Consider the following 16,416-nt stretch of genomic DNA (forward strand, 5'->3'; position numbering starts at 1 on the left):
ACTTTCTACAGGAAGCTCAGACTAAAACCTATTTTTCTTTCTTATCAAGCATTCCAATATCCATTAAAGCTCTCACATATCCCATGACCCTGTCCCGCTGTGCATTATCAAGCTTAGAATAACCAGTAAGCAATTTCCCCATCTCAGATTCTTTACCAACTACATAATACTCTGGCTTATTTGCTCTGCCGCCATCCTCCTCTACACCTGATAATAACCACTCAGGTGTAACATTAAGAGTTTTACAGATAATCAGAATTTTATCCGAAGAAGGATTTGTGGCCTTCTTTCTCCAGTCACTGATTGTGCTCTGTGGAATACCTGTCCTTTCAGAAAACTCTTTCTGCGTCAGGTTAGATTCATCTATTAATCGAAGTATTCTCTCACTTACTGTCATCTTTTTCCCCTGTTTCCGGTTTGTGGAATATAAGATATTTACTATTTTACGTATTATATTCACAAAAAATATCGGTGTCAACCCCAAATCGAACTTTTGTTTTTGCGACAATTTCGTAACGGGTCAGACACCAATGTGTAATGTGTAAAGGTGTAAAGGCCAACCTTTTATGGCTGACCAATCTCTCCATTCATTATATGAAAAATACGTTGCTCATCCCATAACCCATTTGGAAATATAGATAATTCATCTTTATGCTTTCTGATAATTCTAACTGGCTTATCACCAGAATTATCATAAACGTGCAAAATGTCACATATGTTGAGCAATGTATTTATATTATTTAACGACTTCCAATACCTAGATATTATTTTATTTTTCTCAACATCATGTCCACCACCTGCTACTCTGGACTTTATTCTAGCAACATTTATTTCCGGATTTGATGTTAGAACAAAAACCCCTTTGATAAAATATCCCTCACCCTTTGCCTTCTCCAATATATCCAATTTGTACTTAGAAGATAAAACCGTTTCAAAAGTAAAATCTCGTTTGTAGTCAAAAGTATTACATATTTGCTTTCCCTTTATTCGTTAGATTAACAATTGATTTTTTTACAGCCAACCATAAAATAAAAATCAGGGTATCTACAATCACTCTCCCTGCTATTAAAACGAAATTATTCATAAAGTAAAATGCACTTTCCTCGGAAAAATAGCAGCGATTCCAAATAGATGATGATTCTTGCAATATTCGGACAGCATTACTGTAACTCCCGGACAGCGTTCCTATAACATTCGGACAAGCAATCCTATAACTCTCGGACAAGGTTCCTGAAACATCCGGACAAATGACATCGCAATTCTACTCACTTAGAATGTATGTAAATACATTCTAAGGAGGGTAATGAAATGAGGTGTCTACCAATGATGACTATTACTGAAATCCTTCGCTTGAAGGAAGAAATTCATCTAACTTGTCGTGAGATTGGAGAAGCAGCTGGCTGTTCAAAATCAACTGTTTCTGAAATTTTGTCACGCTGCAAAAAATGTGGGCTCACATACCAAGATGCTTTACAATTATCTCCTGCTAGAATTAATGAGCTCATTTATCCTGACGCTTTTGGGCGTAAGCAATCCAAAGAAGAACCTGACTGGGAGGTTTATCACAAGGAGTTACTTGATAATCCAAGAAGAAACCTCCAATACATTTGGCAGGAAGAATACCGTCCTGAGTATCCTGATGGATACAGTTACAGCAGATTCTGTGCCAAGTACAATGAGTGGAAAGACAACACTGGTAAAAATGTTGTCATGCCTCAGGAAAGAGAGCCAGGCAAGGAACTATTTATCGACTGGATTGGCGATACGCTCCCTTGTGTCGTGGATAACATCACAGGTGAAAAACATGAAGCTCATTTCTTTGTTACAACACTTGGTGACAGTTCGTATCCATTTGTTGAAGCTTTTCCTGATGAAACACAGCTTAACTGGAATCAGGCTCACATAGATGCCTTTGAGTGGTATGGTGGTTTGCCACGCATACTTGTTCCAGATAATTGCAAGACAGCTGTTGTGCATACAAACCTTTATGATCCAAAGATTAATGAGGCATACAATGCATTGGCTCGTCATTATCAGGTCGCTATTATTCCAGCAAGAGTGCGTAAGCCTCGTGATAAAGCCTCTGTTGAATCAGGTGTTGGCTGGCTTGAAACCTGGCTTCTTGAATGGCTTAAGGGACGAATCTATTACAGCTTTGAAGCTCTTAATCACGACATAAGAGAACGTGTCCTAGAGCTTGTTGAAGTAAAATTTAAGCATCGTCCTGGATCAAGAAGAAGTAACTTTATTGCTATAGATAAGCCAGCACTCAGGCCATTACCACAGGACCGTTTTGAAGCCTTTACAACTAGGAAAGTAAGCAAGGTGCCAAACAATTATCATGTAAAATTTGCTGATTTTTATTATTCTGTTCCGTATAGCTACTATAAGCGTAGTGTTGTAATTCATGCCTATGCTAAGAAGATTGAAATCTTCGATAGCGTTGGAAACAGAATCGCTATACACCAAAGAAGGTACGCAGGTCAGCGCTATGTAACCACTACAGAGCATATGCCTGATAATCATAAAGCCATTGCTGAATTCAATGGATTAAATGGTACTTACTACAAGCAAAAGGCTTTTAGGATTGGTCCAAACACCTTTAACTTTGTTGATAAGCTTTTAGCCTCTTATGAGTTTGAAGAGCAGGCTTATAAATCCTGCATGGCTGTAATAAACTTCAGCCATACTTATGGTGATACCAGAGTCGAGAATGCCTGTGAAAAAGCACTTAGTCTTAACTCTGTCACATATACAACCCTGAAAAACATTCTTAAGAATGGTCAGGATATGTTACCAATTAAGCAAAGCAGTTCCGATGCGGACACTCCAACTCCACACCATGAAAATCTCCGTATCGGAGAATGGATGTAAAGGAGGTGTCCATCATGAATTATCAAACTGCCGAGCAATTATCAGCCATGAAGCTGCATGCAATGCGTCTTGAGTATGCAAGACAGGATGAGTTACCAGCATCAGAAGATTTACCTTTTGATGAGAGGATGGCAATGATTGTCACTGCTCAGTACGACGCAAGGCAACGGGCAAAAACTGACAGACTTATAAAACTAGCTTCTCTCAGAGAGCCAACGGCTACGCTAGAGAACATCGATTTTGATCCCATCAGAAAACTCAAGAAAGCTGATGTGGCAAGGCTGTCTGATTGCCAGTGGATTAAAAATGGCAATAACCTAATAATCACAGGCGCCACTGGTGTGGGTAAGACCTACTTGTTATCAGCCTTTGGTAGAGCGGCCTGCATCTTTGGCTATTCGGTTAGATGTTATAGAACTACAAGACTTCTAACTGACTTAACCATAGGCAAGGGCGATGGCTCCTACAATAAGCTGATGCGTGACTTGGTAAAACCTGATTTGCTCATTCTGGATGATTTTGGAATGAAACAACTGGACTTGCCAATGACTCAGGATTTCCTTGAGGTTGTAGAAGAACGTTACCATCATCAAAGAGCTATCGCTATTTCAGCACAGCTTCCAGTGAAGGAGTGGCCTTCGGTTTTCAAGGATCCAACTATTGCAGATGCGGTACTTGACAGAATCGTGCGAAACGCATATCGTTTCGACCTAAAAGGTCCATCAAGAAGACCTACGGTGGAACATCAGCCAGCTGACGCTGGAGATGACAGTTCCAACGCAAACAATTATACTGAAGAAAAATAGATGTCATCTTGTCAACTTGGTACAGGAATCCTGTCCGGATGTTATTAGAACCATTGTCCGGATAATACAGGAACCATTGTCCGAATGTTACAGGATGCTTGTACCAAATTGGCAAGAATAATCAAAATAGGACTAAAATTAATTGTCTAAATAATGTATATATAGCAAATCCAATGAATTTCGCCCTATGAAAGCAAATGCTTTTCCAGTTCTTAACTCTTCTATTCCTTGTGATAACTGTATTATAACTACACATCCTAATAGAGCCACCAAAACACATATCATAGAGCAAGGTTACGAGCGTGAAGCAATTTCTATGTAAATTCCTTTTCCAAAAACAAGGTATATCCAAAAGAAAAAGCAACACACCCCAGCACCTTTCCATGCCAATGATTCCATATCTATATTATTAGCAAGATAATTACCACATTCCATAAATAACATAATAAGTGGCACAATATCCAAATCTTGTGGTAACTGTAAAAATGTACCAAGCCACATTCCCCAAAATGCGGACATCAATAAAATTACAAATCTATATTTTTTTTATTTGGCAGTCAAATACTCTATAGAACAACTTTCCCCAAAATAATGCTACCAAAAACCAAAGTATTCCAATTCTATATATATACATTTAAATTGAAAAATGGTATATAATCTGCCACGTTCCCCCACAATAAAGAACTTAATTGTATATATGTATTCTGCACAAAGGAATTTTGTAAATGGTAGTTGATTTACCAAATCCATTAGGACCTGTTATAACAGTAATTCCACCACTATTAAGGACAAGCTCATAATCAAATCTACCAAACAACCCATTGATTCGTATACATCTCAGCATAAGTATAATCTCCTTCACTTCAGAACATTAATACAATTATATAAAAGAATACAGCCATACCTTATATAAGCAAACTAGGCGACAACATTACTTGCAATAGATAATCTAAACATGTCTTATATATGACCACTTAACGCTTTTTCTTTAATCAATTTCTATGTATCTTTAAAGAATTTTTGTACGCCCTCAATCTTTAAGATAAAATATATATAAGATACTCATTTTTACCATTTACTATTATACAGCACTATTGATGACATTTATCGCAATTTTTTGTGCTATTATTTATTAGCTGACACCTTTACAAAATATTTTTCATCACCCACCCAATAGCATAAATCATTCTTAACACCAAGCGTTTTATTATTATTATCAACATGTAAATTAAGCTTTGATAGCGAACTAGCATCAAGCTTGTTTAAAGTATGATTATTACTATCGTATGAATTTATAACAATACTTTTAGCTTCCATTGCCGCAATATCATGCTTTTTTTTGGAATCAAGATTGACAAAAGCCACACTATTTTCAATTCTACCAAAATTATATGCTGCAAAAGAGCCAGTTCGGTATCCACTAAGCACACCATTAACATAGCAATTAAGTATCGTTCCATTCTCTGAAACTTTGTATGCAAAGCTTCCAACGGACTCACCTGAAATAGAACAGTTCAAAACATTAAGATTGCACACTACTCCATCTAATTCACCAAAAACTCCCATATTCTCATCATCATCAGACATTGAATAATAGTTAATCAAAGAATAGCCCTGTCCATCATAGTAGCCAGAAAACTTAGCTCTTCTTTGTGTCCACCCAATTGGATTAATCGATGTAACACCATCAAAAACTATGTTTGCCGTTTGGACAAAATAAGCATTAGAAAAAGTTTCTCCTGAATTAGTTGCATCTACAAGATATAAAAAATCCTCGATACTACCTATTTCATATGGTTTATGTTCAGTCCCATTCCCACTAAATTTATATTCATTGCTATAAGTTCTATTAAGGTTAAAACTCGAGATACAGACAATTGCACAAAATATAAGTGCAAGCACACAAACATCAATTTTAAAATATAATTTTTCAAGATTGATTCTAATAACTCTATTCAATAATAATCTCAAAGTTATTCTAAAAACTATTGAAATAATAATAAAATACAATAGTACAGTAGAAGCTGCCATCGGCATTTGTAGATTATCTGTAATAACACGGCTATCAACCCAACTCATATATGGTAAACCCAATGGTAACATCATGGTTCCCAACATAATGAGCTCATTTTTTCTTATTTCATCAGTATTTTTTAGTGCAGCAAATATAGCTGGGTAATAAAGTACTAAAACATATGTAAATGAAAAAGCTGGATACCACACACATGCAGTAGCGATTAAGAATAATGCCTCCCATTTTTTTTCACAAAAATAAGCTGTTAACAGCAACACTACTGTGATACATACCAAAAACAAGTTCGATGATGAAATGTTCGTTCCCATTAATAAATTAAGCAAAAGTCTAAGATTCTCAAGACTTAAATTTTGTCCCACACCTTGACTAGTCATAACTGTACCTGCAGCGCTTAATCCATTTAGAAACTCCTTGAACGTCTCTATTCCATCAAATGCAAAAAAAGGAATTATAAACAATAAAAAACCTATAATAGCCAAATGTATTGTCTCTTTATACCTTTTTTTCTTTAATGTCATAATCCCGAACAAAGCCGGATATACTTTTATACTTGCGGCAAATGCTAACGCTATATATGCAATGTATCTTTTCTTCTTTTCCTCAGAATCAAAATATAAATAATATACCAATAAAAATACTAATGTCAGTAATATTATATTTCCTCTCTGAAAAGCAAACATAATAGGACCAGATAACAAAATAGCCAATATGTATTTTTTTTCACCGTAATTACAAAGAATTTTTTCAAATAATGTAGCTAAAATATACAAGACAATTAGCGCTGTCAATACAAATAGAAACATCGCGATACTATTATTTCTCAATTCTAAGCCTGGTTCAATTTGCTGTATGTCTAATGGCATAAATAAGTGCAATATTTTTAGTAATAAAAAACATATAGCTGGATAACTCGCTTTTAAATAATAAGGATCTTTATTATTAAGCAAAGCAAGCATATTAAAATGATCCATAAAACAATCTGTTCTATTGGGAAAGAAATATGTTCCCCAATAATAGCCATTTGATAAAAACATCAACAGCCAGAAAATCACTTCACCCACTATTAAAAATTTTAGAAACATTTCAACAGTAGTATCACACATATGAACTTCTAATAATCTCAAAAATAAGACTATTAATATAAATATAATGGTAAATATAACACCTAACGTCAGCACAAATTTACAATTAAAACTTGTAGTCTGCCTAAACAAAGTTATATCTTCAATTATTATAGATTTGTTTAAATTACCCTCAAATCGTATTTTTACACGCGTAGTTTCTGTAGGAAGATTTATACTTATTTTGCCGTCTATATTTCTCAGATATTCATATTCATAATCAGCTCCATCTGAATAAAATAATTTAATCGCTAGATTATTATTTCCCAGATTATCAACTGTAACTGTAATCCTATCTACATTCTCTATACTCGGTAAAACTATATACGCAAAGGAATCCTTTCGATAGTATTCTTGTCCAGTCACCTCATATCCATACGCATAAACTGAATTTCCGTCTTTATATTGAGCAATAATAGTTTCACTATCGCCGAAATGAAATGTACCTGAAGCAATCCATTCGCAAAGAATAAATGCTGATATAAAAACCCCTAATAATACTAGTCTATAATTTTTTTTTATTAAATTTTTATCTATCAATTTGACCATCCTTTTGGAAACATAGTTTTAGTTTAGGTATCTTTTATGTAGAAATCTTCATAATAAGATTTTTATATACACTACAACTTTTAATCCATAAGCTTAACATCATAAGAATAAATGAAACCCCAAACGCAACTACTATACTAATAATCTTCTGATTATTTCCTGTATACTTTAGAAGTGTTGCCAATTCCTTTGGATGTTGCACCCAGACAAAATGACCAAAAAAAAGCGCTCCGCTATACTTACCTAACCAAATAGCTATTCTATTCTCTTTCAACAATGATCCTATTATAGAAATATCGCTTAATGATATAGTCAGACCTATAACCATCAAGATAACAGCCTGTTCATCAAAAATACTATTATCTGAAGTATACAAGTGCATATGCAAAAGAATCAATACATAGCAAACTATTTCCAACAAGGTAAAAACTATTACCTTCTTCTTACTTAGTTTTTTTTCATTTAATGAAACCGCCTGTTCATATACAAAACATCCCAACGAAATAAAAGCTATACTTCTTAGATTACCCGTATTAATTATTCCAAATAAATACTCCGCTGGCACGTTAAGAGTTCCATAAGTATGTATGAGTATACCTAGTATTAACATAGACAAAATCGGAGCTATCAATTTACAATACTCTGTATAGTGTCTTCTGACAAATGGATATATTATAGATATACCAATAAACATTGAAGACAAATACCATACTATGCCAGAAACACTGGCTACTGGCATTCCAAAACTTTGTAAAAAAAGGAAATCATTTAATACATGCCTAAAGTAATTATAACTATGAATATCAACAACTCCTATTAAAACAAAAAATAGTAGTCCAATAAATGTAGAGATAATCAATTCTGGGAATATTGCTAATATTCTCTTATATAAATACGAATATGTTTTTTTTACAGTGCTGTGAATATCCTCTGTGTATTCATGCTCACATTCTTTTTTACAACTCTTTGCTATAAATGCGCCGGTAAGTATGTAAAAAAACTCAACACTCAAAAATCCCCCCCACATTGCCATATAACCTTCAAGCATCGCATGATGTGCTACTATTGCAATCGCAAATACAAACCTCAAAAATTCGATATTGCCTGCTCTTTTCACGTATTATCCTCCGAAACATTTCTAAAAAGCACCTATAATTTATAAGCTTTAACAATCTAAATCTTTATTTTTACATTTAGTAAACTCAATCAAAATACAAAACAAAAAAATAACAGTCAAGGCAACCATTAAGCCTACATACATCCATGTTGCGCCATTGATGCCATATAACTGAACTATATTCCCTGTAGTTATATATGCTATTGCAGCCACAAAGCTATATCCCAACAATATTCTAAATTGTTGCCTCTGTATAGTCAGTATTACCGAGAAAAAATTATTCATTGCCAGGAAACATCCACCTATTAACAAAATAATGAGGTAATATTTATATTCTCGCATATCTGTATTATACATTATAGAAAGAATAGGAACACCTATCACCCATGCCCCAAGTATCGATAATACCGAGATACCTATTATAATCCACACTTGAAAAAAAAACCTTTTAAGAAATAAATCTACATTGCTTTCGCTCCAATAGGTAGCCATTTTATGAATAATCGGGTGAAAAATCATACTACTAAAAAGACCTATAACAAAAACTGGCATTGCTATGAATCCATAGCAAGCCTGTATCTCATCTGAAAGGTATAAATCTATGGCATACTTTGGTGCATTAACAATATACTGAGAAAAAAAACCTGATAAAAATAATGGAAAACATTGTATTAGTATTCTTTTTATTCCAGAACATTTTACTTTTCCACTCAAATCAAATAATTGCGATGTATTTCTCAATAAAATGTACATAGTCACAAATGAAATTATGTTTGAAACCAGCAAAGATAATAATAAATTCTCCGTAAGTATAACTACAACTGCCATAGTAACTATTGCTAATAGCAACCTTATGGTCATACATTTTGAGGCAATATCCAGTCTACCTTTTTTTTGATATTCTCCGTAATATACATCTTCAAATGCATCTGGAATTTTATATATGCACATTAGCATAATTATCATCGCTTTGTGATATGTATATTCACCATCTAAAATAAACCTCAATACATATAATATTGAAGCTATGCACATGGTAGTAACGGTTATATATCTAGCAATCAAATAGTCACAAAAGTTTGAGCCATTCTTAATATCTGATACTTGATAATTTCTCACGCCATATTTACCAATATATAAGAATAAAATTGCGTTTGCGGTAGCAATTGTAAATATTCCAGATTCCTCCAACGACAGAACTCTTGTAAGAACAATTAATATAATTACAGATTGAAAAGCCGATAGAAAATTCGAAATCATATTCCATATATAGCTATCCTTTGTAATTCTATCATCTCTTAATAAGAATTTTTTTATTATGTCCATCTGTTCTTCCTTGATTAAGATTCTTTTTATTCACTACTAGTACATTCTACAGACTTTATTTTAAATACAGAATCAAAAAACAAAAGAGAAATTAATAACAATGCCCCTATTGGAGATACTATAGAATATAAACTAAAGTCATTATTGAAATAATAAATTGGAGTGAAGGAAATCATGCATATAATGATTCCGTTATAAATATAATCGATTTTTTCTAAATCATCTTTGTTGTATATTTGTAAAAAAGAAGGAATGAAGAAAATCAATGTATAAAAACTAGATAAATTTGGAACACCACATAAAAGGCAAGCCGCAACTATTGTTTTCTTATATTCTTCTTTCACAAAAACAATCACTAATATAGCGATTAAAAAAACATACGCATATAAAATCCAACTGAATTTTTGGGCACAGTTTTCATTAAAGAACAATCTAAACAGATTGTAAAAATTAACACTCAAACCTCTAAAATAATTTAATCTCGTCGCTGTACTAAAGTCCAATGTTCCCCTCTGCAATCCAACGACATTTGAAAATATTCCTTTAACTGCACTCCATCCGCCATAAGGTATTGTTGATAATGTCGTAATTACTATACTGTAGATAAATACCCTCAAAATTTTATTTATACTATTTTTTTTCTTATTCAAATCAATTAAAAGTATACAGAAAAAAACTGGATATATCTTTAAACAAATTGAAAAAGCTAGCGATAATAACGCACACTCTCTCTTGGCGGAATCCGAATTTTTATAATAAATTAAAAAACACATTACTAGGAGAAATGAGAGTACTAGACTATTACCTCTTTCAATAGCATAAAGCATAGGTGCCGACAAAAAGCTTATAATCGCAATCAGACTTTTTGAAATTGAATTTCCAACTATATATTTTCGTAATAAAACAAACACTATTGATACTTCAAGAGCTATTGCCAAAAAAATAATAGTAGCTATTTGATTATCATTCAAAATATGTGACTGAAAATACGAAAACCTATTTTCAATATATCCACCGCAATAAAAGCTCAATAACCAATACAACAAATTATTTAAAGGCGGATAAAATGATTCTGATAATATATATCTATCTGATGCCATATCACTAGCAAAGTAAATCATTGATAAACGATCAGTAAACGCATCTCCATTTGAATAATTATAATATAATCTGTCAAAACCTATTCCATTTTCAATCAAATTATAAATTACAAATAATACAAGCAATGATAAAGCTATAGAAACAAAAATAATTCGATGCCTACGAGCTTCAGATATCGATATTATAATTTTATTTTTTAATATCCCAATTTTATTTTTATTAAATATTAAAACTAAAATAAATAAACCAGTAATGAGCAGCAAATCCACTATCTTATAAATTATTCGCGAACTATGTTGATCAGAAAGCTTTAATGTTGAGCTAGTCTCCCATAGATTCAAATCTGTACTCCTTACATACCTTACTGAACTATGTTGATTAATATACTTGTTTAATGTTTTAACCAAAGAACCATCTATAACTAAATCACTAATTATTTTTCCTGTTACAGACTCAGCACAAAGAACATTTTTTTCAATTATTGGTTTATTAGAAAAACAATCATATGCATAACAATTAATTATATATTTCGCGTCACATGCACAAATAAATGACTCTTTCGGCGCATTAACAGATGTACTATTATCTACGACACATAAAATTATATCTCCATTACCAAAATTATCAGCTATACCTCCTGCCCTTGTCACTCCCGTTATATTACTTCCTGAACAAATGCAATTAATAATTTGTGGTCGAGAAAGATAATAGCTATGACTTGCAATTCCGCCAACGCAGTTTCCGTTTATATGGCAATTTTCTAAACTAACGTTAAGTACAGTGCCTGCCAAAACTCCAAACAATCCACAATTATCTTCCCTGTCCATATTAAGGTTACTTATTGAGTATGAATTCCCATTATAAACTCCCCAAAAATATTTAGCAGAATCAAAAATTCCTATTGGGTTTATTTCATCTATACCTACTAAATCAATGTTATTTTTCTGCTTAAAATATACGCCTTTAAAATCAATCCCTGAATTTACTAAATCCGTAAAAAGTAAAAAATCGTCAACGTCCTGAATCAAATATGGAATATGGTATGTTCCCTTTCCATTTATTCCGCGTATAATATCTCGTTTAAGTGTATTTCCTGTGAAAAAAATCTTTGAATCTTGTAAGAAATTAATTTCTGAAAATTTATTAAAGTTTGTAGTTCCTAGTGAAAAAAAACTATTTATAACATCAACCAAATAATCTGAAGTACCTGAAATAAAATAACTATATCCTGTAAATGTTTCCGGCATAATAATTTCATCGCCAGACATATTTATACTAATAAGTTCTCCTACGTTGAATGCAGAAATATCGTTAACTATTTCACCTTGTATTTCACCAAAATTATAACAAAAGTTGATTTTCCCCTTCGAAAAATCGTCAGCAATACCTGATGAACGTATTTCACCATGTATTGTAGCGTAATTATAACAATTTGAAATAATTGCCTGAGAAGAAACTGCTTTAACCGCAAACCCAGCTGCGTAATTTCCTGATATCTTTCCGCTAGCCACAACTAAGTTCTTTATTTGACCACCTAAACCCAAAAACAGTGCGCCCTCTTCCTCCTCTATTACAATATTATTAATAGAGTGACCACCACCATCATATATCCCCTGAAAAGAATAGTCTTCATTTCCTATAGGATTAAATAATCCTATACTTTCCATATCAATATCTACAGTCTGCTCTATATACTCTTTTTCAAAAGTATACCCTGAATCAACTAGTTTACCTAAATATACTAAATCGCTAGAGGAAGATATTTTATAAGGATTAACAATAGTACCAGCACCTCGCAATCCCATTTGTTCGGTAGATACTCTATAAATATAAATGGATAAAGCAACAATAATAATACTAAAAATAAAAAAAACACTATATATAATCCTTGGTATTTTACTTTTTTTTGACTGCTTATTATTTTTGTCCATCTTTCCCCCAAAGTTAAACTGCATTAAAACATCATCATTTTTCTATTACTGTGAATCTTACCAAAAGTTTTAATCTGATAAATCTAGCTAGTTTTGGACTAATTCTATTAATTCTATAATACATCTTTGTCATAAAAGGTGACTCATACTGTACTCGTTTTCTTTTATCATAATAAATATCAAGCTTTTTCATCTCTTGACTCAAATCATTTATATGCCAGCCTTCTGAGGATACTTTTTTATTAATCATGCTTTTTGCTACATCCATGATTAATAATTTTATTTCATCAACATCAACCGGCTCTACATCCCAGTTGATTTCCGATAGTTCCTCTACTAAATATGGTTTAACATATTTTTCTACAAACCCATATCTATCATCGTAATATTTTCTTACTAGAACAACAGGAATCCCCATGGCCAGACAAGGCACGAGACAATGTAGTCGACTTGTTACAACCAATCTTGCTTTCCTTCTGTATTCGTCATATATTTTCCTAGACTCATCTTCTGGATTCTTGCTATTAAAAATTTCATGGGTCACTTTATGTACGTGCCCGGCATATGCAGAAGGTATATACTTATTAATTTCATGCGGTACATCAACTAAATACAACTCCGTATAATCGCCTATTTCCGGTCTCTTAGGAAGCGTAAGTGTTAAACACCCGCTAATAAATGCATTATATCCAAGAGATTTAAACATAATACATGTAGCTTCATCTCGACAGCCAATTATCTCAGTAAATCTATCTATACTATTTAAGATATGTTTTTTTTCTGTTCTATGAATTCCCAAATATACCGGCACAATATCATCAGAAAGTGGAAAAAAATCTCTTCTATCCAGCTGCCTACAGTCTGCTTGAATTACAACGAGTAGTTTTTCCCCTTTATACGTTGGCAATTCACTTCTATTGATATCAATGATATCCGATTTGCTAACACCAAGCTTCTCATATAGATTATCAATAGCAAATGTTTGACACCAATCACCTATATTCGTGTACTCTGTTAGTTCGCTATTAACATCATAATATGTAATTCTGCCGTACTTCACCTTGTCACATATCCTTCCAAATTTATCCTAGCAGTTCATTCCTAAGTCCCTCGACACAAGATACAGAAACAACATCATCAAAATCCCCATCAAAATCCCCCTGACCCCATGTCACAAACACACATGGAATCCCAGCATTAATTGCTGTATTAACATCGCTCATGCCATCACCAATGTAAATGGCATCAGAGATATCTCCACCACATTCTTCGCATATCATTTTTACACCATATGGATCTGGCTTTGAAGGTCTACTCTCCAGATATCCAACAACAGAATCAAACATTCCCTCTGGAAAAAGTTCAGCTGTCAAATCATCAACAAGCTTCTGACCTTTATTTGTGTTAATCGCTAATTTCCATCCAGCATCCTTTAAATCCTGAAGAAGCCCCATAATCCCATCATAAGGCTTTGTATTTTCCTTAGGACTGGTACCATAGATTTCTCTATAAGTAAATTTAACCTTGTCAATATTCTCATCAGAGATGGCATCCTTAGGAAGCATCCTTGAAACTACTGTTTCAAGATTGCCTCCTACAAATCCATCAAAGGCTTCCATTGGATGGGTTGGAAACCCATGGGTTTCCAACGCCTTATTAAATGATAACGCAACATCCGTTATCGTATTTACGATAGTTCCGTCAAAATCAAAAATTGCTATCTTAGCCATATTATCTCAAATACCTGTTACTTTCATATTCATCTCTAGGAAGGAATGGGAACATGTCATCCATAGATGGAGAAACAATGCTTCCATCTGGCATTACCTTACTAGAAAGCTTTGGAACAAAGTTCTGATCTGGATCTACAATTACGTTTACAAGAACTGGTCCCTCTGCTGCTAAAGCTGACTCAATAGTTGCTCTAACATCAGGCTCATTATTTACCTCAAAATACTTAAATCCAAAAGCATCTGCAAGCTTATCAAACTCTGGGAAGCCTACACCTGTTGAAGGATCTAATCCAATAAGAGGTGGCTTAAACAGATTTCTCTGAGTCTGTCTGATTGAATGGTATCCATTGTTATTTAATACAAAGAGCTTAACATTGCACTTGTTGTAAGCAATTGTAGCCAGCTCCTGAAGATTCATCATTAAGCTACCGTCACCATCAACGCAAACAACTCTTCCGTTATTTGCTTCTGTAGCGATGGCTGCACCAAGAGCAGCTGGCATACCATAACCCATGGCAGCACAACCAGAGTTTGTAAACATTCTCTGTCCCTGCTTAATCTTTGCACCAGCAAATGGCATTACGCACGCACTACCATTACCAAGTGTCATTACATCCTTTGCATCCATGCAATCGAAAAGTGTATCTACAAATACGTAAGGATTTAATAATTCATCCTTTGAATCATGATGATACTCTGGCAAACAAGCTGGATACTTCTCTACCATTGTTCTACACCACTTCACCCAATCCTTGTGGGAATCCTGTGGCTCATAATCCATCTTAAGCATTCTCTCGATGAACTCATGAACATCTGCATTGATTGGCATATCAGGAGTAAATGTTGGCTTCTTTAACTCCTCATTATCAATATCAACCATGATCTTGTAAGCATTCTTTGCGAAGTCATGCTTATTATATGTGATAGTTCTAATATTCATGCGGCTTCCAAGTACAAGAAGCAAATCACAGTTCTGAACAATAAAGCTGCTGCCACGTGTACCTTCTCTACTTGGTGAACCAGCATAGAAAGGATTATCATAAGCTACTAAATCTCCTGAATTCCATGCTACTGCCACTGGAATCTGAAGCTTCTTAATAAGCTCTAATAAAAGCTCTGATGAATCTGATAATCTAACACCATATCCAGCAAAAATAAGAGGAGCCTTAGCCGACTTAATCTTTTCAATAATATCTGCAAGCTGAGCATCAGAAACTGTGTCTAATGATAACTCTAAGCCTTCTGCTGCTGCATCAAAATGTCTGAGCTCTAAATCATCAATCTTAGCACCCTGCACATCAAGAGGAATATCAAGCCAAACTGGTCCTTTACGTCCTGTATTAGCTAAATACCATGCCTTCTCTAAATGATATGCAATATCAGCAGGCTCTGTAAGCATAACAGCATACTTTGTCATATTTGAAACAGAGTTGATGATATCAAACTCCTGGTCTCCAAGCTGACGAAGCTTAAGCTCTGGTACAGACCAAAGTGTTGTCTCTCTCTTAACCTGACCTGATAAAACAAACATAGGGATAGAGTCAAGCCATCCACCCATTACACCCGTAATAGCATTAGTTCCACCAGGACCACTTGTAACGCACACGCTGGCAATCTTGCCAGTTACACGTGTATAAGCCTCTGCTGCAATTGAACATCCCTGCTCATTGTGATTGAAAATATTTTTAATTTCTGCCTTGTGTCCCAATGCATCATCAAGCTGCATTGCGCCACCACCAGTTACCATAAAGTTATGAGTAACACCTTTTTCTACTAAAAAGTCAGCTATATAATCTACTACTCTCATCTTTTAGACTCCAATC

The 16,416-nt window shown here is 33.8% G+C and carries 12 protein-coding genes; 2 read left to right on the plus strand and 10 right to left on the minus strand.

Features of this window, described 5'->3' with window-relative positions:
* Positions 1-28: 28 nt before the first annotated feature.
* Together FXF36_RS03150 and FXF36_RS03155 are read right to left on the minus strand one after the other, a co-directional pair.
* Entirely contained in the window at positions 29-397 is a 369-nt protein-coding gene (locus tag FXF36_RS03150) for a helix-turn-helix domain-containing protein (RefSeq protein ID WP_151622428.1), read from the minus strand.
* 167 nt (positions 398-564) lie between these two features.
* Positions 565-906 carry a hypothetical protein gene (locus FXF36_RS03155; protein WP_151622429.1) on the minus strand — a complete coding sequence of 114 codons (342 nt, stop codon included), beginning with the start codon at positions 904-906 and terminating at the stop codon, positions 565-567.
* A gap of 402 nt (positions 907-1,308) precedes the next feature.
* Here FXF36_RS03155 and istA point away from each other — a divergent pair, with 402 nt between their 5' ends.
* A complete protein-coding gene (istA, locus tag FXF36_RS03160; protein WP_151622430.1) occupies positions 1,309-2,874 on the plus strand; it encodes an IS21 family transposase in 1,566 nt (521 codons plus the stop codon).
* 14 nt (positions 2,875-2,888) lie between these two features.
* Positions 2,889-3,680 (plus strand): IS21-like element helper ATPase IstB, encoded by a 792-nt coding sequence (istB, locus tag FXF36_RS03165; RefSeq protein WP_167511271.1) that lies wholly within the window; start codon positions 2,889-2,891, stop codon positions 3,678-3,680.
* A 685-nt stretch (positions 3,681-4,365) separates the two neighbouring features.
* On the opposite strand, the gene FXF36_RS03170 is transcribed toward istB, so the two are convergent.
* The 8 genes from FXF36_RS03170 to FXF36_RS03205 all read right to left on the minus strand — a co-directional run bounded on the left by FXF36_RS03170 (position 4,366) and on the right by FXF36_RS03205 (position 16,400).
* Positions 4,366-4,524: an AAA family ATPase gene (locus FXF36_RS03170; protein WP_151622432.1), complete on the minus strand. Its 159-nt coding sequence runs from the start codon at positions 4,522-4,524 to the stop codon at positions 4,366-4,368.
* Between the two features lie 281 nt (positions 4,525-4,805).
* Positions 4,806-7,376, minus strand: coding sequence for a glycosyltransferase family 87 protein (locus FXF36_RS03175; RefSeq protein WP_167511272.1), 2,571 nt, complete (start codon positions 7,374-7,376; stop codon positions 4,806-4,808).
* A 43-nt stretch (positions 7,377-7,419) separates the two neighbouring features.
* Complete coding sequence (locus FXF36_RS03180) at positions 7,420-8,502, minus strand: acyltransferase family protein (RefSeq protein ID WP_151622434.1); 1,083 nt, start codon at positions 8,500-8,502, stop codon at positions 7,420-7,422.
* A gap of 48 nt (positions 8,503-8,550) precedes the next feature.
* Entirely contained in the window at positions 8,551-9,828 is a 1,278-nt protein-coding gene (locus FXF36_RS03185; RefSeq protein ID WP_151622435.1) for a lipopolysaccharide biosynthesis protein, read from the minus strand.
* 26 nt (positions 9,829-9,854) lie between these two features.
* On the minus strand, positions 9,855-12,860 hold the full coding sequence (locus FXF36_RS03190; RefSeq protein WP_167511273.1) for a hypothetical protein: 3,006 nt from the start codon (positions 12,858-12,860) through the stop codon (positions 9,855-9,857).
* Positions 12,861-12,894: 34 nt separating this feature from the next.
* On the minus strand, positions 12,895-13,920 hold the full coding sequence (locus FXF36_RS03195) for a polysaccharide pyruvyl transferase family protein (protein ID WP_167511274.1): 1,026 nt from the start codon (positions 13,918-13,920) through the stop codon (positions 12,895-12,897).
* 22 nt (positions 13,921-13,942) lie between these two features.
* Positions 13,943-14,590 (minus strand): HAD family hydrolase, encoded by a 648-nt coding sequence (locus FXF36_RS03200; RefSeq protein WP_151622438.1) that lies wholly within the window; start codon positions 14,588-14,590, stop codon positions 13,943-13,945.
* Between the two features lies 1 nt (position 14,591).
* Positions 14,592-16,400: a thiamine pyrophosphate-binding protein gene (locus FXF36_RS03205; RefSeq protein WP_151622439.1), complete on the minus strand. Its 1,809-nt coding sequence runs from the start codon at positions 16,398-16,400 to the stop codon at positions 14,592-14,594.
* Positions 16,401-16,416: the final 16 nt, after the last annotated feature.

This window comes from Pseudobutyrivibrio xylanivorans (genome assembly GCF_008935055.1).
GTDB lineage: Bacteria > Bacillota > Clostridia > Lachnospirales > Lachnospiraceae > Pseudobutyrivibrio > Pseudobutyrivibrio xylanivorans_A.